General features: G+C 41.8%; 15 protein-coding genes and 1 pseudogene. 6 read left to right on the top strand and 10 right to left on the bottom strand.

Annotation, left to right across the window (positions count from 1 at the left end):
* Positions 1–497 precede the first annotated feature (497 nt).
* Positions 498–677 (top strand): aspartyl-phosphate phosphatase Spo0E family protein, encoded by a 180-nt coding sequence (locus RRU94_RS16150; protein WP_315695725.1) that lies wholly within the window; start codon positions 498–500, stop codon positions 675–677.
* A gap of 550 nt (positions 678–1,227) precedes the next feature.
* On the opposite strand, the gene RRU94_RS16145 is transcribed toward RRU94_RS16150, so the two are convergent.
* Positions 1,228–1,833 carry a DUF2238 domain-containing protein gene (locus RRU94_RS16145; RefSeq protein WP_315695723.1) on the bottom strand — a complete coding sequence of 202 codons (606 nt, stop codon included), beginning with the start codon at positions 1,831–1,833 and terminating at the stop codon, positions 1,228–1,230.
* A gap of 394 nt (positions 1,834–2,227) precedes the next feature.
* Between RRU94_RS16145 and purF the strand changes: the two genes are divergently transcribed.
* A complete protein-coding gene (gene purF, locus RRU94_RS16140; protein ID WP_315695721.1) occupies positions 2,228–3,607 on the top strand; it encodes an amidophosphoribosyltransferase in 1,380 nt (459 codons plus the stop codon).
* Positions 3,608–4,121: 514 nt separating this feature from the next.
* On the top strand, positions 4,122–4,286 hold the full coding sequence (locus tag RRU94_RS16135) for a YjcZ family sporulation protein (protein WP_315695718.1): 165 nt from the start codon (positions 4,122–4,124) through the stop codon (positions 4,284–4,286).
* A 211-nt stretch (positions 4,287–4,497) separates the two neighbouring features.
* Here RRU94_RS16135 and RRU94_RS16130 read toward each other — a convergent pair whose 3' ends face one another.
* From RRU94_RS16130 to RRU94_RS16090, 9 genes and pseudogenes are all read right to left on the bottom strand, one after another.
* Positions 4,498–4,809 carry a hypothetical protein gene (locus RRU94_RS16130; RefSeq protein ID WP_315695716.1) on the bottom strand — a complete coding sequence of 104 codons (312 nt, stop codon included), beginning with the start codon at positions 4,807–4,809 and terminating at the stop codon, positions 4,498–4,500.
* Between the two features lie 156 nt (positions 4,810–4,965).
* On the bottom strand, positions 4,966–5,109 hold the full coding sequence (locus tag RRU94_RS16125; RefSeq protein WP_315695714.1) for a hypothetical protein: 144 nt from the start codon (positions 5,107–5,109) through the stop codon (positions 4,966–4,968).
* A 513-nt stretch (positions 5,110–5,622) separates the two neighbouring features.
* Complete coding sequence (locus RRU94_RS16120; RefSeq protein ID WP_315696000.1) at positions 5,623–6,789, bottom strand: aminotransferase class I/II-fold pyridoxal phosphate-dependent enzyme; 1,167 nt, start codon at positions 6,787–6,789, stop codon at positions 5,623–5,625.
* Between the two features lie 502 nt (positions 6,790–7,291).
* Positions 7,292–7,432, bottom strand: a pseudogene (locus RRU94_RS16115) (NADPH-dependent 7-cyano-7-deazaguanine reductase QueF); the annotation flags it as partial.
* Positions 7,433–8,193: 761 nt separating this feature from the next.
* Positions 8,194–8,637 carry a HEAT repeat domain-containing protein gene (locus RRU94_RS16110; protein ID WP_315695712.1) on the bottom strand — a complete coding sequence of 148 codons (444 nt, stop codon included), beginning with the start codon at positions 8,635–8,637 and terminating at the stop codon, positions 8,194–8,196.
* 182 nt (positions 8,638–8,819) lie between these two features.
* On the bottom strand, positions 8,820–9,011 hold the full coding sequence (locus RRU94_RS16105; protein WP_242233738.1) for a hypothetical protein: 192 nt from the start codon (positions 9,009–9,011) through the stop codon (positions 8,820–8,822).
* 276 nt (positions 9,012–9,287) lie between these two features.
* Positions 9,288–9,896 (bottom strand): tyrosine-type recombinase/integrase, encoded by a 609-nt coding sequence (locus tag RRU94_RS16100; RefSeq protein ID WP_315695710.1) that lies wholly within the window; start codon positions 9,894–9,896, stop codon positions 9,288–9,290.
* Positions 9,897–9,914: 18 nt separating this feature from the next.
* A complete protein-coding gene (locus RRU94_RS16095) occupies positions 9,915–10,301 on the bottom strand; it encodes a hypothetical protein (RefSeq protein WP_315695708.1) in 387 nt (128 codons plus the stop codon).
* 146 nt (positions 10,302–10,447) lie between these two features.
* Positions 10,448–11,641, bottom strand: coding sequence for an acetate kinase (locus tag RRU94_RS16090; RefSeq protein WP_315695706.1), 1,194 nt, complete (start codon positions 11,639–11,641; stop codon positions 10,448–10,450).
* A 273-nt stretch (positions 11,642–11,914) separates the two neighbouring features.
* Here RRU94_RS16090 and RRU94_RS16085 point away from each other — a divergent pair, with 273 nt between their 5' ends.
* From RRU94_RS16085 to RRU94_RS16075, 3 genes are all read left to right on the top strand, one after another.
* Positions 11,915–13,213, top strand: coding sequence for a protoglobin domain-containing protein (locus RRU94_RS16085; RefSeq protein WP_315695704.1), 1,299 nt, complete (start codon positions 11,915–11,917; stop codon positions 13,211–13,213).
* Between the two features lie 80 nt (positions 13,214–13,293).
* Complete coding sequence (locus RRU94_RS16080) at positions 13,294–15,156, top strand: diguanylate cyclase domain-containing protein (protein ID WP_315695702.1); 1,863 nt, start codon at positions 13,294–13,296, stop codon at positions 15,154–15,156.
* The gene (locus RRU94_RS16075; RefSeq protein ID WP_315695700.1) at positions 15,153–15,734 is read left to right on the top strand and encodes an HAD hydrolase-like protein; all 582 of its coding nucleotides are present in this window, start codon (positions 15,153–15,155) and stop codon (positions 15,732–15,734) included. Before RRU94_RS16080 ends, RRU94_RS16075 begins: the two co-directional genes overlap by 4 nt.
* The last annotated feature ends 124 nt before the right edge of the window (positions 15,735–15,858 follow it).

The raw sequence follows: 15,858 nt of genomic DNA, 5'->3' as shown, positions 1-15,858 counted from the left end.
GGAGGAAACTTCATGTCAAAGAAACCGTTGAATGAAAAGCTCTTTAATGCCATCGCCGGTATTGTAGTCATTACTGTTTTAATTGTATATTACTGGCTTCTCAGTAGACTAAATGGCTTTCCCATTAACTAACTCCTAAGCCCATCTTTTCGGTCATCTATAAATTAAAGCTTAATGTCGGTCTTTAAAGGTTTGTTCCCTTGCCAACTGATAATCTGCTTACCAGGTCTACTTTCCGGATTAAGCAGCTTTTTCAAGACTCCATCTTTCACGATATATGCTGCACTTTCCATAAGGTCCATCTCTGATGTCATTTTTAAATCCCTGTTTGTTTTTTTACCCCCAGACGCCCCTGTCTGTTAAATAGAAGTGCAGGTAATATTTTAAAAGCCGGAGACTTTTTCTCGGCTTTTTCTTTTGGAGACAAATTGTTTCAATCTTGAGATGATTATTCTATAATTTACCTTATATGTTAATTGCAATATAGGAGTGACGTTATGACCTACAGCCAAGGAGCACTTTGTGACTTGCTTGCCCGCATTAATAACCTTCGACAACGTATGATTACTGCTGGGCTGCAACATGGTCTTAATAGCCCTGAAACATTGCGGTATAGTGAACAGTTAGATGAGCTGATTCTTCAATATCAACTTCAAAATAGACAAGTAAATTTTTAGCCGGGATCTCCTTTCGGCTTTTAAAGTTTCATCAGACGGGCCATACTAACACTGTTAGCTTCACAATTCAATCCTTAGCAACTATTTCTACAGCCAGGTAAGAGAGCCTGGCTGCTTTTTGTTTTTGACTTATTCTCACATATATTACCTTTTAGAATGGAATAGATTTTTATTAATGCTGATTTAAAGCAGACGCTTCTGTTCGTCAGGTTCAAACTTAGCCCAGGTATGCTATCTGGGATTTTTTTAATCAAATTGTATAATTCTTTTCAAATAGCTCATAATGTCGTTGTCAGCTCTGAACCCGCACTCACAGATGACACACTCTACTGCAATCAGGTGTAAGCCTGGCTGCTTTTTTGTACAAAGCCCCATCACTTTTTCGCTTCTTACTGCCATCCAATCGCCAAGTTAGGATAACGCTTATCATTATCTGTGGATTTAAGGTAAGTCTGCCATTACCTTTGGTTCTCCTTACGCCTTCTCTGCTGAGTAGTTTTTATATCCATAATGTCAAACTCACATTTTCGCAAAACAAAACTTATTTGTTTCAGCTGGACTTTTTTCTAAGCCCTGCATATCTAGCTACGATTAGTGCTCCCGTTAAAGCAGCCATCATATCTTTCATCGTATCCTTATTGCTTTCTCCTTGCAAAAAACCTATAACAGTCCCGGCAAACTCAGCGCTTTCCCACAGAACACTGATCGTTACTGAAAATGATAAAGCAAACAAAAAGATCATCCATCGCGAAACTCCTCTTTGTAACCTCTTTGGCAGAAGAAAATTGTAAATCGCTGTGCCAATGAAGCCTGAAAAGGAACCTCCAAAGAAATGAAGCATTGTATCCCACCATAAAAAGCGATCATAAAATTTTAGGACGGCTCCCAAAAAAAGCGTAAAAAATAAGAAAAGATAGTAGCTGATAATCAAAGGCAGGTTAAAAGGATGCTTTTTTAAAAATAAAAGGAAAATAGGCAGCGCACTGCAAAAAATCATACCAAGTCCGGCCGGCCAGGTAGAGAAATTTCCATTTAACATGTCTCGAATCACCACTACTGTTACTAGGACAGCAAATGTGATACTTAGAAACAAAATAACTTTCTTTTTCAAGCCATCACCATCTAAAAAGTTTTTCTTAGTATGCTCAATAGACATCGTCTCAACTCAATGATTAGAGCAGTTGCCTCTTTATTCAACTTATAGGCGTCCTTTTTGAATAATTCCTTTGAAACAGCTCACTTTTCCTTTCTAAATCAATCCTTCCCTATTCTCTACCTCTTCGTTTATTTTTTTAATGGCAGCAGGAGAAAGATGCTTTTAACTCCAGCTGCCGACACTGGTACATAGTTCCCTTATCCCTGCATCTAATGAAAACCCCCCCTCCTCCTCGAGATAAAAACAGTCCGAGTAACCCATATCTAAACGTTAGAGATAAAGAAAGCGAGCTGTTCAACCAGAACCAGAGCGCGATACACAGCAGGTTACACAAGAATAAAAATGGTCTTTCAGTAGAGAATAGAAGAGATGGTATAAACAGGAGGGGACAAGAATGGCTTCAGAAATGAAGGAAAAATGCGGGGTATTTGGCGTGTTCAATCACCCTAAAGCAGCCGATTTAACATATTACGGACTTCACGCCCTTCAGCACCGGGGCCAGGAGAGTGCAGGAATCGTGGTTAGCGATGGCAAGACTTTTAAACACCACCGCGGGATGGGATTGGTTACCCAGGTGTTTTCGCGTGATATTCTCGATGGGATGAGCGGGAATATGGCTATTGGCCACGTTCGTTATTCAACCTCTGGGGAAAGCTTACTGCAAAACGCACAGCCTCTCGTTTTTAAATATAGCGGAGGCGATCTGGCTGTGGCTCATAACGGCAATTTGGTAAATGCAAGGATAGAACGAAATGTGTTGCAGCAGCAGGGAAGCATCTTTCAAACAACAACTGATACAGAAATCATCGCCCACCTTATTGCCCGTTCCAGTAAAAACGGGTTTGAGGAGGCAGCTCCTGATATTCTTACACGAATCGATGGGTCTTTCGCTTTGCTTATTATGACAGAAAAACAGATGCTCATTGCGCTGGATCGTCATGGATTGCGCCCTCTCAGCCTTGGAAGGATCGGTGAAGCGGTCATTGCTGCTTCAGAAACATGTGCTTTAAATGCTGTTAATGCTGAGTTCTGGCGGGACGTGGAGCCGGGAGAATGGCTTCTTATTGACGAAAATGGCGTTCGAACCGGACGATTCGCTCCGAAAAGTGAGTTATCTCTTTGTTCTTTTGAGTTTGTTTATTTTGCCCGGCCTGATAGTGTTATACATGGAAGAAGCATTTTGTCAATCCGAAAAGAATTAGGGAAAATTTTAGCAAAGGAACATCCTATACAAGCAGACGTGGTAGTCGCTGTTCCCGATTCTAGCATACCGGCAGCTATTGGTTTCGCCCAAGAATTAGGGGTCCCTTATGAGATGGGTCTGATCAAAAATCCATATGTCGGCCGTTCATTTATAGAGCCTACCCAGGAATTGCGGGAATTGGCTGTTCGCCTTAAACTGAGTGCCGTTCAAGAAATTCTTGAAGGAAAAAGAGTGGTGCTTGTGGATGATTCGATTGTAAGAGGAACAACCAGTAAACGAATTGTCCAGTTGATTCGGCAAGCTGGAGCCAAAGAAGTTCATGTACGCATTAGTTCACCGATGGTTCGCAATCCTTGTTTTTATGGAGTTGATATGCCGACAAAAGAGGAGTTATTTGCCAATAGACTAGAGCATGAGGAAGCAATGGGCGAAGCGATTGGAGCGGATACTTTAGCTTTTTTAAGTACGGAAGGTTTGTTAAAAGCAGTGGATGTGAACCTGGCAGAAACCAGCAATCGTTGTATAGCTTGTTTCAGCGGGGCTTATCCGACCAATTTATACTTGAAGTGAGTAAGTGCCCGATAAAATGAATAGCTGCTGACTATCAACCCAACAAGGCATGTGTTTGTACTAATGATGCCTTGTTGAACCTTCAGGAAAAGACCATTCTTTTGACTCCGCCTAATTGCAAATACAAGAAATTTACAGGTCTCCGTTTAAATCACAAACTGCTTATTTTTAAATGAAATTCGTCATACTGATCAAGCTTTTCATATAGTTCTTCAAGCAATTCTTCTACTTCTTCCCGTTCATTTCATAGAAAGTGATTAAAGAACCAAAAGAACCTTATGTTTATCCGGTTTACATCAAGATTATGTAAAACATCTCCTGTCGAGCAATCAAATTGAATAAATAAAGCATGTTGAGAAACTAATAGAAAAAGATTATCAGAGGAGACAACCGCTCAATCCAATACGTATATCTGTTCATACCTTATAACATAGATTCAATTATTATAGATTAATTCAGTGAAATTGATTTATATAATTGCTTCGCTACTTTTCTGTAAAAGAGGTGAAATAGTATGGGTTTCTTCGGCGGTTACGGCGGCGGCTACGGCGGCTACGGTGGATATGAGTGCTGTGGCGGTTCTAACGGTGGCAACGGCGGCGGCTTTGCGCTAATTGTAGTATTGTTCATTCTCCTTATCATTATTGGCGCTTCATTCAAACGCGGTTACGAGTGCTAATTTAAATGATCCAACGCCATTTCAGCGACTCCCCGGAGTTCTCAATCGCTTAAAATGGCGCTTTTGTCGCTGCGGAGCTTCCGTAGCTTTTTTTATGTGTAGCGCCCGTCGCAGCGTTATTCCGCCTCCAAGACGGCAAACATTTGCTTATAGTTAGCGATTGCTTCCCGAATGTTCTCAAGTCGTTGCTGCGTCTTTTCTCCGTCTTCTTTCAAACGTTCATCGTATTCCTTGCGTTTCTTCGTTCTATCGTATTCCAGCGCCCCTTCACCGCTTTCATGCGAATAGCCCTCGATATAGTTGCCGTTTTGCCGTTGACCCAGACACGAATACAAGCGTTATTGCCGCCACTATTGAATGCTTCTTCCCGATCTGTACCGACATATGTAGTGTACGGCTTTCCGCCGTTCATAATATGATAAAGCTGGTAAATTCTCATAATGTAAATTAATTCCTCTTTGCTGTTTACTATTCTATGGAGCGGGTAATGGTAAGCATGGTTTCGGAACCACCTACTTTTCATTACTCACCTGCTTTTTGCTGCGGAGCTTTCCGCGGCCTTTTTTATAATGGATTGCTGAACACTGTGGCAGCCGCCCTCAACGGTTTTAATATAAAGCATACGATAAATGTATCTCCAATTGCGATTCAAGCGGTCACCTCACTAGACCGCTCTTTTTTATGCATTCGGCCAGTCGTACTGGTCTTTATCCGGATCCCAGCCGTATTCCTCACGCATTCCCTTCTCAAACGCATACTTAACAAACATAGTTTTGAAACCTTGTCCTTTGGCCTTTGACAATTTATTTATGGCATCGTTCATATCGTTTCTCTTATAGATTGTACGAGCTGTAAGATTCGTTCCAATTCTACAGCTGGGCAGTTATATGAGCCATAAACAAGCCAAATAAACGGATGATGAACGCCTGGCTGCCTCCCGAACAAATTCTTTTAAATCTGCGGTGAAATGAAAGGCATGGCAAAGCACAATATCCACGCACACACTGCAGTCTATGAACGTCAACCGGCTTTTATAGTTGCTTCTTAATATAATCGAGCCATCGTCAAACTTTTTTTGCGGCTGTAAGGCGCATAGCAACCAGAAAAAAAGAGATGCCTTATTAAACACCTCTTTCACGCAAATTACTGTGATCGCACCCTGCAATATTTTTCGTTTTCCTGGTCACACATTTGGCCACATTTCATCCAATTTTCGCGCGCCCGCACTCTTCCCTTTATCCTTGCCGGCTATCCAACGTCTCTGGAAACAGGTCAGGTTCATTCCCGTATTTCGTGCCAGGCTTCCCGTAGTTCGTGTACGGGTGAATGAATCCTGTTAAATGCCTTTTTTATTTGTTTTTAAGTATTGCTCGATTCTATTCATCGCTTCATTCAATTTTTCCATCGAATAAGCAAAGGAGATACGCAGCCGGTCCGATCCTCCTTTTGTAAAAATGGTACTGGGCAGAAGACCTACTTTCGCTTGCTCTAACAGTTCCATGCTGAATGCATACGAATCATGATGAAATCTTGTTATACTTGGAAACGCATAAAACGTTCCATCAGGCACAATTGTATCGAATCCCAGAGCATTTAATCGCTTGCACAAGTAATCTCTCCGTTTTTGATATTCGAATTTCATTTGTTCCACTTCTTTTTCTCCGTGATTGAGGGCATAGGCAGCGGCTTCCTGTGAGATAGAAGAAATACTTGTATTGAGGTATTCATGAACTTTAAACAGTTCATTGGTGATATAAGAAGGCGCAAACGTACATCCGATTCTCCATCCCGTCATCGCATGAGACTTGGACACGCCATTAATCACAATCACTTTTTCTCTTATAGAAGGAAATGAAGCGATGGATTGATGAGGTTGATCAAAAACCAATTCACTGTACAATTCATCTGAAATGACGAAAACATTATGTTTTTCGATGACTTTCGCCAAATCCATTAACTCATCTTTTGTTAGGATGGCACCTGTTGGATTAGAGGGGAACGTTAGAATGATGGCTTTTGTTTTAGGTGTAATGGCTTGCTCCAGTTGTTCTTTTGTTAACTTAAAGCGAGTACCGCTAACATCAATAGGCACGAGCACACCGCCGCACAACTTTATAACAGGCTCATACCCTGGATAAGCGGGTGTTGCAAGGATCACTTCATCCCCTGGCGACAAAAGGGTCTTCAACGTAAGAAACACGGCTTCCGTTGTCCCATTCGTGACAATAATTTCAGTGTCGGGGTTATACGATAAATGGTATCTCCGTTCCATAAATGATGACACTGCCCTTCGTAGTGCGGGTTCCCCCGCCGTTGGTGCATAAAACGTGCGATTGTTGTCTATGGCAGCCTTCCCTGCTTCTTTTATTAAAAAGGGCGTTTGAAAATCAGGTTCGCCTATTGTTAATGCCACGACACCATCATATGTTTTGATTATTTCAGACATTTTGATAATCCCAGAAATTCCGAGTGACTGCACATCTTTATTGAACAAATTTTTCATAAAATCCACTCACTCGCTTCCAAATTTTTCTGTATTTTAAAAGAAGAAAAATAAGCCCTTTGAGTGAAAAAAATATTAAACATAAACAAATCTTGTTTTGTTCATTTTCATCTCCGTAAAGTGACTACATGGATTTCACTTGTGCTTTGTTTGGATAAATTCGATCTTGGCACCATTCCGACACTCTTTTCATCTCTCTCCAAAAGCATTTTTGTTTTTTCTTATTATATTATTTTTATATTTATTGGTTTAAAACAATAAACGTCAAATTAAATCACAATGGAAGGCACGAGTCTGTGGTGCCATTTTATCAATTTCTAAAATAGAAGATTTTTCGAAAACCGAAACCGTATAAACTACCCTGTATCTTAGTAAAAGCTTGTTCACAAAAATATTTGTTTATAAAAAAAGACATCTCCACATGGAGACATCTCTTTTTTTACGTGTAATACGCGGTCACAGTTCAACCAATTTTGTGTAACCACGTTCATACCTGCACCTCTTACCGGTTATCCACCATCTCCGGATACAGATCATGGTTCAGCATGCGGTACTCCGCCATTTTTTCATATTTTGTGCCAGGCTTCCCGTAGTTTGTTGTGTATTGGTCGATTGAAATGCCGCCATACGGCGTAACTTTACCCATACTTCAATAAAAAACCCCCTTATTGTGTGATGGTTTTCAACACATAAGAGGGTTTAAAGGTGAAATTCTGGCCATGGTTTTATTTCACCAAATGTTCTATTTAAAAGCTCATTTCCTGACCTGTAACCATGACCAAGCATTCACATAAAACGCTGCTGCAGCGTCTTACACACCAGCCAAACGAGAAACGTCACGCGCGATCATGACTTCTTCGTTTGTTGGAATAACGATTCGCTAATTATCACATCCAAAGCCCTTTAGATGTGTGTTTATCTTGATAATAGCATAAATCAGTTATTGTTTCATGCTATTTTGAGTTTCATTTTCATCTTAGTCACTTAAATAAGTTTCCTCATTGAGCGCTACCCTGTCAAGGTAGCGCTCTCCCAGCTGAGCTAAGGAATCTTTGGAGGTTAATGCACAACTTTTTAATCAATATTATTGAATTGGTCACAGGCTCGTGACCAAATCTGTGACTAATTCTTTTAAAACACAAAAAAAGACCACCTCCAAAGAGATGATCTTCTTTCCCGGAAACCCTTCTCCTATAAGGGTTACGCTAGGTTTTAACACCTTATGATTCCTACTGGTGCAAAAAGAGGGATGAAACCGGCAAACGGGAAAAGACAGACCGGTTTTGCAGGAGTGGGAACAATATCCGGATAATCAGGAAAAAGACCATAGCTCAATTCTCTATGGTCTTTAGCTAAATTAAAAAACTCATGTTTTTGTTTTATTCAGCTCTTATTCAATGGAGCTTACCTAGCCGGCAGCGATATCCATGTTTCTTGAAGCCACTTGTCAAAGTCTGCTCCTTTTTCGCCTTCATACGTATCGTATACATCAAGCCGCATCTTTTTCAATTTTTCTTCAAATTCTTTAAATGTGTGGCCTTCCGGCAAACTTTTCTTAATGCGCAGCAAAATCTTATTTACATCTTTTATCGCACCGCTTTTTTTCTGCGGTGGCATTTGAACGTCTTCCCCTAGCTTTTTCAGCTGTCGGAACGCCGCTTCTTGTACTTTATATACTGTATCGGCGGCCATAATCCGCTTTAACAGCTTAATGGTTTGGTCGTTTTTCCACTGGCCCAGCTCTTCCACCGCATCTAAACGTTCTCTCCAGTTAGACGTCCGGTCGGCCGACTTTTTTAATTCCTTAAAATTTGGGGGCAGCTCACTTTTTACTTCTTTATGATTCAAACGATCCGATCTCCTTTTGATTAAACATCTTTTTAGTCAAGATAAAAACAAACAACCTTGCTTCAACAGCTATTGTACCATGATTTAATCAAGTACATACCTTTTTGGCTCAACTGAACTGATTCAGTCTGCCTTATGACCAGCACTGCTGATAAGCCAAGCCCCTTGAATGAAAAAATGACTTACCTTTTTGGCAAGTCAAGGGCTTGGTAAGCAAACTGAAACTTTCCGCCGTCCGCTACTTCTGCATGGTACAGTGCTTTAAGAGCAAAGTTTTTTTCAAGGTTGTGTTCCTTCATCAGTTCTTTTAAACGCAGCTGCAATTCTTCATTTTCTTTAACAAGCTGTTTCATCTGTGGTTTTAAATATTTCATAAGCCGGTGAACCCCTTTCTAAAACCATTCATCTAGTATATCATCCAGCAAACGATTTGTGGGGAAATAACCGGCTTGCTTTTGAAAGCGGAGTTTATGAAAGTCAGGATCCCCGGCTTTTTTCGCTGTTTGTTTTAACTCCTCTATATCTTCGTAAACAGATACAACCCGCCCTGCATAATCATTTAGTTCTCCTGCTGCCATATAATAAGCAAAAGGTAGCGACTACGACTCTAAAACTTATTACAGGGAGAATTCACACAGAATGTGAAGCCTTTACGTTCTCCTCTTGAATTCGGTTTGTGAAGTTCGTGTTTTTTGCTTTCTTCCATCGTTTAAATGTCTTATAGGACTGAATTTTTCATGTTGTTCCTTAATTGTGTCGTCAAGTACATGTGAATAAATCAGAGTTGTTTTTATATCAGCATGTCCGAGGATTTTCTGTAAAATTCGAATAGAACCGCCGTTTTTGAGAAACATCATACTACTTGTATGCCGGAAAATGTGTGGATGTATTCTCCTGTTAATTTCTGCCCGCCTTGCAATTTCATGAATATGCTTTCTTGCTGCATCTGTACCTAGTTTATTGCCTGCATGTGTCAGAAAAATGTATTCACTTTCCCAGTCATCACATTCTTCAATTAACTTTTCTAAAAAGTTCAATGTCTTTTTTGTTACTGGCACAATTCTAAACAAGCTGTTTTTTGTTTCATTAAAGGTTATTGAGCCGTTTTGAAAGTCAATATCTTGCTTTTTTAATGCTAAAACTTCTCCTATTCTCCCAAACGAATCGAGCAGCACATGAATTAAAACTGCTGATCTAAAATCAGCGAACCAAGAATGGTCAAGTGATTTCAATATTTTCTGTATTTCTTCCTCAGTCAAAGTTTCAACCTGCTTTTTCTAAAATTTAATATTTTTAATTTCCATAAAAGGACTTTCTTCAAGGTGTCCTTCATTAATGAGTGTTGAAAATGCTCCTTTCGCCAGCCGCAAGTATGAATTTGCAGAACTGCCGGAAGCACCTATCTTTTTCTCTCTTCCCCATCTTACTCCATGAAATTGCTGTTTTTCAGTTAGCTGCCATTCCAAAAACCTTCTTGCATCGCTGATTGAGAAATTCTCCATATATTTATTTTTAGCAAAACACCGCTCCAAGTCATTGAATAACTTGTTATAATTCTCAATTGTATGTTTTGATAGTCCCTCCATTTTCTTTACTCTTATCACAATTTTCCGTGCTTTCTCAACAGACAATCCACTTTGAATTTTTGTTTTTCTTCTGGCCATAAAAAAACCCTCTTTTCCGTGTTAAAATTCACACATCTAAGAGGGTAAAGGGTCAAAATCAGTTATGGTTACTGATGATCCAAAATGTTTTATTTAAATGGATAATTCGCTCACCATCAACCAGCCAAAAACGCTGCTGCAGCGTCTTACACACCAGCCAAACGAGAAACGTCACGCGCGATCATGACTTCTTCGTTTGTTGGAATAACGATGACTTTAACTGGTGAGTGCGGGTAGCTGATAAACTGCTCTTTACCGCGTGTATTGTTCAGTGCTGGATCCCAGTAAACGCCCATAAATTCAAGGCCGTTCAAAATACGGGCACGAGAAGCAATATCATTTTCACCGATACCAGCAGTGAAAATAATCGCATCTACGCCAGACATACGGGCTGCATATGAACCGATGTATTTGTGAATACGGCTTGCAAATACTTCAAGTGCTGTGATCGCACGCTCATTGCCTTCTTCTGCCGCTGTAGACAAGTCACGAAGGTCGCTTGATACACCAGAAACGCCAAGCATACCGCTTTTTTTGTTTAAGATATCCAGTACTTCGTCCGCTGTCTGGCCTGTTTTCTCCATGATAAATGGAATCAAGGCCGGGTCGATGTTTCCGGAGCGTGTTCCCATTGCTACACCGGCAAGCGGCGTGAAGCCCATAGATGTGTCAATAGATTTTCCGCCTTCAATGGCAGCGATGCTGGCGCCATTTCCAAGGTGGCAGGAAATTAAGCGAAGCTGGTCGATTGGACGGCCAAGCAGAGCTGCAGCACGCTCAGATACGTATTTGTGAGACGTACCGTGGAAGCCGTATTTCCGGATGCCGTATTCTTTGTAATATTCGTACGGCAGGCTGTATAGGAATGATTTCTCCGGCATTGTTTGGTGGAACGCTGTATCAAATACCGCTACAGCTGGCACGTTTGGCAATACCGATTGGAACGCACGAATACCTGTTACGTTCGCCGGGTTATGAAGCGGTGCAAGTTCAGACAATTCTTCGATTTGCGCTAAAGTTGCGTCATCGATCACAGCAGAGTCGCTGAATTTTTCGCCGCCGTGCACGACGCGATGGCCGATACCGTCGATTTCGTCAAGTGACGACACGATGCCGTGTGATACAAGTTTTGACAAAAGCATTTGTACGGCAACAGAATGATCCGGAATATCCGTTACTTCTGTGTCTGTTGTACCGTCTGGCTTTGTAATAGAGAAAACAGAATCCTGTAAACCAATTCTTTCCACAAGGCCTTTTGTCAGTACCGTTTCATGCGGCATTTCAAAAAGCTGAAATTTTAATGATGAACTTCCTGCGTTAATCGCAATTACTTTAGACATTATATCCTCCTAGGTTTCGAACAATTTATCTCTCTATATAGAGATAACGCGTTCCGAACAAAATAGCAAGCACTCTTCCTTAATAAACCGTTTACATATAAAAATAAGTATTTTCTGACAAATATGCTTCGTGTTTCGAATCCGCTTTTTCTTGTTTATTTTTTTGTCCTTCGTGTAAAAATAAGCAAAATTATTTTTAAAAAATATGGTTTTTCTAATAAAAAGCATATACACTATTTGCATCAAATAAACACTGAAAAAGGAGTAGTACTTTTGTTTGGATTTTCTCGCTCTTCTAAAAAAGAACCCGATGCGCTTTTTACGCATGCATCTGGTGAAATCAAGATAGACATTTCAGCTGGTTCCGATCTGGCTGATCAAATAAGCATGATTGGATTGACTCCACAAGACTTGCGTTATATTAAAGCCATGAAGCCGGTCGTCGATGAACATCTTGACCAGACTATAGATACGTTTTACGCAGGAATGATGAAACAGCCCGGACTCGTAAATATCATCCAGAGCCATAGCACTGTTGACCGGCTGAAAGGAACGCTTCGTTCTCATATTGCTGAATTGTTCCACGGTCAAATTAACAGCGAGTTTTTGCAAAAACGGTACCGAATCGCTCATGTGCATGTTCGGATTGGCCTGCAGACAAAATGGTACATGTCTGCTTTTCAAAATCTGCTTAATTCTTTAACAGCTTTGATTTTGGAGCAGCCCTGGACGCCGTCAGACCAATCAGCGGCCATTCAAGCCGTTACAAAAATGTTAAATTTAGAGCAGCAGATTGTGCTTGAAGCCTACGAGCAGGAACATGACCGAATCCGCCTTCAAGACACGGAGCAAAAAGCGCAGCTGGCAGGGCATATTTCCGCGGTTTCACAGGAGCTGGCTGCTATTTCTGAAGAAACAAGCACCTCCCTGCAGGCACTTGCCAGGCAATCTGATTCAATCACCGATTTAACAAAAAAAGGGCTTGTGCAGGCGGATCAGTCGGAAGCCCATTCCAAAGAAGGCCAAAAACAGCTGCAGGCTCAAAATGATAAACTGATGGCCATTCAGTCCGCCATAAACGATATTCACCTTTATTCAAATGAATTAAATGATATCTCCCAGCGGATTGTAGATGTAATTACGATTGTCGGAAACATTGCCGGCCAGACAAATCTGCTCGCTTTAAATGCTTCAATTGAAGCAGCCCGTGCCGGTGAACATGGAAAAGGGTTTGCGGTGGTCGCCGAAGAAATCCGCAAGCTGTCTGACCAAACAAAAGAGTCCACGGTAAATGTCTCTGCTCATATTACGAAAACACATGATTTAATCCGGCAGATGAGCGAATCCGTCGGCGCCGTCAACCAGGTTGTAAAAGAAGGTATTTCCGGCATGGCCAAAACGGATGAGGATTTTTCCACTCTTCTTTCCCTTATCAGCGATACGAAAGAACAAAATGTAGACATCGACCGCAAAATGCAGCAGTTTTTCGACGTGATTCAGGAAATCGAGCGGGCCTCCAAGCAAGTAGCAGGCTCGGCTGCCACTTTAAACAGTGTCACGGAATCATTTTAAATTTTATAGAACCGCCCATCAGAGCGGTTCTTTTTTGTGATAAAATATGAAATACACTGCTTGAAATGGGGGACAGCTAGTTGATTAAGCGATACCTTGTTTTTATTTTGTTTATCACAGCCATTTATTATGTATGGCTTTTTTCGTTTGAAAACGACGAATGGGCGAAAACGCTTGGCGGCAATATTTTGTCGATTGTGGGTCCTGGAATTGCCCTTTACTGGCTTTTTCAAACTCTTTCTACAGCAGCTGTAAAGCAGCCACTGTTTTGGAAACTGATTTTCACCGGTTTGTCGCTTTATTTTATTTCAGAATGCTTATGGTTTTATTTTGAAACACTATTAGGACAGGAAGTGCCGATTGCCGGTTTTTTAGACTTTTTTTATTTAGGCCATGCTTTTTGCTATATTCTTGCTCTTGTTGTCCGCTTTAAGCAGGAGCGCAAAACAGCCCAGACCGTTCGGATGCTGTTCGATATGCTGATTACCATGACGGTCGCTGTCAGCTTTATCTGGCATTTTATCATTCGAAACATTTTGAATAATGGAGAATTACCGCTTTTCGACCTGCTGATTAACTTGAGCTATCCCATTTCAGACATTGGCATGCTTCTTGCCGCTGCTACTTTCTTTTTTGGCTTGAATGAATCACACGCTAAAAAAGAAATAGGGCTTATTTTGCTTGCTCTCTTTGTGCAAATTACCGCGGATACCGTTTACTTAACGATGATTTTAAACAACGGCTATGAATCCGGCAATATCACCGATCCGATGTATGTATTTTCCGTCTTGCTCATGGCACTAGCCGGTCATTTATACGGCAGCACACCGGCTGAAGCGCATCCTATGAGTAAACAGGTCGGCATGCTCCGCTTTTCACTTCCCTATATCGGTGTGATGGTCCTATTTGCTTTTATGCTGTTTTATTCCGGCTTTAATGCGCTTACCATCGGCGCATCGATTTCGATCATGCTGCTGATGATCCGCCAGGCTGTTACACTGGTGGAAAACCAGGCGCTGTATGACCAGCTGCTGCACCGCTCACAGGAGCTGTCAGCCAACGAGCAGCGTTACCGTTCCCTGTTTGATTATTATCCGGAGGCCGCTTTTTCAGCGGGACTGGATGGCCGCTTTCAATCTGTTAACCAGGCGGCTGCAAACCTTCTTGGTTTTTCAAACGAAGAAGATGTGATTGGCCTGCGCTGTTCCTCCTTTATTGCAGAACGGGACAAAAAGCAAGTATTTGCTCATTTCTCCTCCCTGTTAAAAGGCAGTGCACAGGAGTATGAAGTGACGCTTTGCAGCCGGACAGGCGAAATATTCATTATGAATATGACCAATATTCCGATTATCGTGGATGGACAGGTGACTGGTATTTACGGCATCGGCAAAGACGTGACCGACCAAAAAAAGCAGCATCGCAAAATCGCTCATATGGCTTATCATGATGCCCTGACCGGCCTACCAAACCGGTTATCCTTTGACCAAAAACTAATGAAGCTGATCGAAGAAGATAAACACCCGTTTGCTGTTTTGTACATGGATTTAGATGGCTTTAAAGCAATTAATGACACGCTCGGTCATCATGCTGGAGATGAGCTGCTTGTATCTGTCAGCCGGCGGCTGTCTGCTTCCCTTCGCTCCGGCGACATGGCTGCGCGGCAGGGCGGCGATGAATTTACGGCGGTTGTATGCGGCATTTCGACGCGGAAAGAAGTAGAACAAATTGCTAAACGCCTGCTTCGCTCCCTTAGTGAGCCTTATTATGCCGATGATCAAAAAATGCTGGTTACACCAAGCATCGGCATTGCCCTTTATCCGCAAGACGGCGAAAAACCGGAGCAGCTGATTCAAAAAGCAGACACGGCTATGTATGCGGTAAAGCAAAACGGCAAGGGCGCTTACCAGTTTTATACGAAAGAAAAAAGGAGAATGACAACATGAGACTACTTTGGGATTTAGATGGAACAATTTTTGATACATACCCGGCTATTTTGGCCAGCTTTGCAGCGGTTCACGAAGCGGCACACGGCACACCTGTTGACCGGGATGAGGCGCTTCGCTGGCTGAAAAAAAATTCAAAGCTGGCTTTTGCACACTATGGCATTTCAGAGGATTTCCGTGCCATGTTTGCAGAGCTGGATCATAAACAGTCAGAATCGGCCTGCCTTCCTTTCGAAGGAATTGACCGTGTGCTTGCTGCTGCAGAATTAAATGTGATTGTAACTCACCGAACGAAAGAATCAACGAAAAACCTGTTAACAAAGTTTGGCCTGCTCGAGTACTTCACCGAAATTATCAGCCCGGAGGAAGACGGATTCCCGCGCAAGCCAGATGCCGCCGCTTATAAATATCTGCATGAAAAATACGGGCTCGACTGGGCGATCGGCGACCGTTCACTCGACTTGATTCCTGCGCGGGAAGCCGGCATGAAAACGGCCGCTTTTCAAAACGAAGATATCGAAGCCAATGTTCATTTGAATGTCTACGACGATTCTTTCTTCCAAAAAATCACAAAATAAAAAAAACGGACCTAAGACACAGGTCCGTTGAGAGTGTAGGCAAAGTAAGAAAGCAGGCTGATTGAAAACGTCTGTCTTTCCAGGAACGCCGCCGGCTTGGAAGCGGAGTGACCTTTTTGGGGTC

It is taken from the genome of Domibacillus sp. DTU_2020_1001157_1_SI_ALB_TIR_016, from assembly GCF_032341995.1.
In the GTDB taxonomy this organism is placed as follows: Bacteria; Bacillota; Bacilli; order Bacillales; family Domibacillaceae; genus Domibacillus; species Domibacillus indicus_A.
Note: the sequence above shows the minus strand (reverse complement) of the source record. Positions and strands in the feature narration are given on the sequence as shown.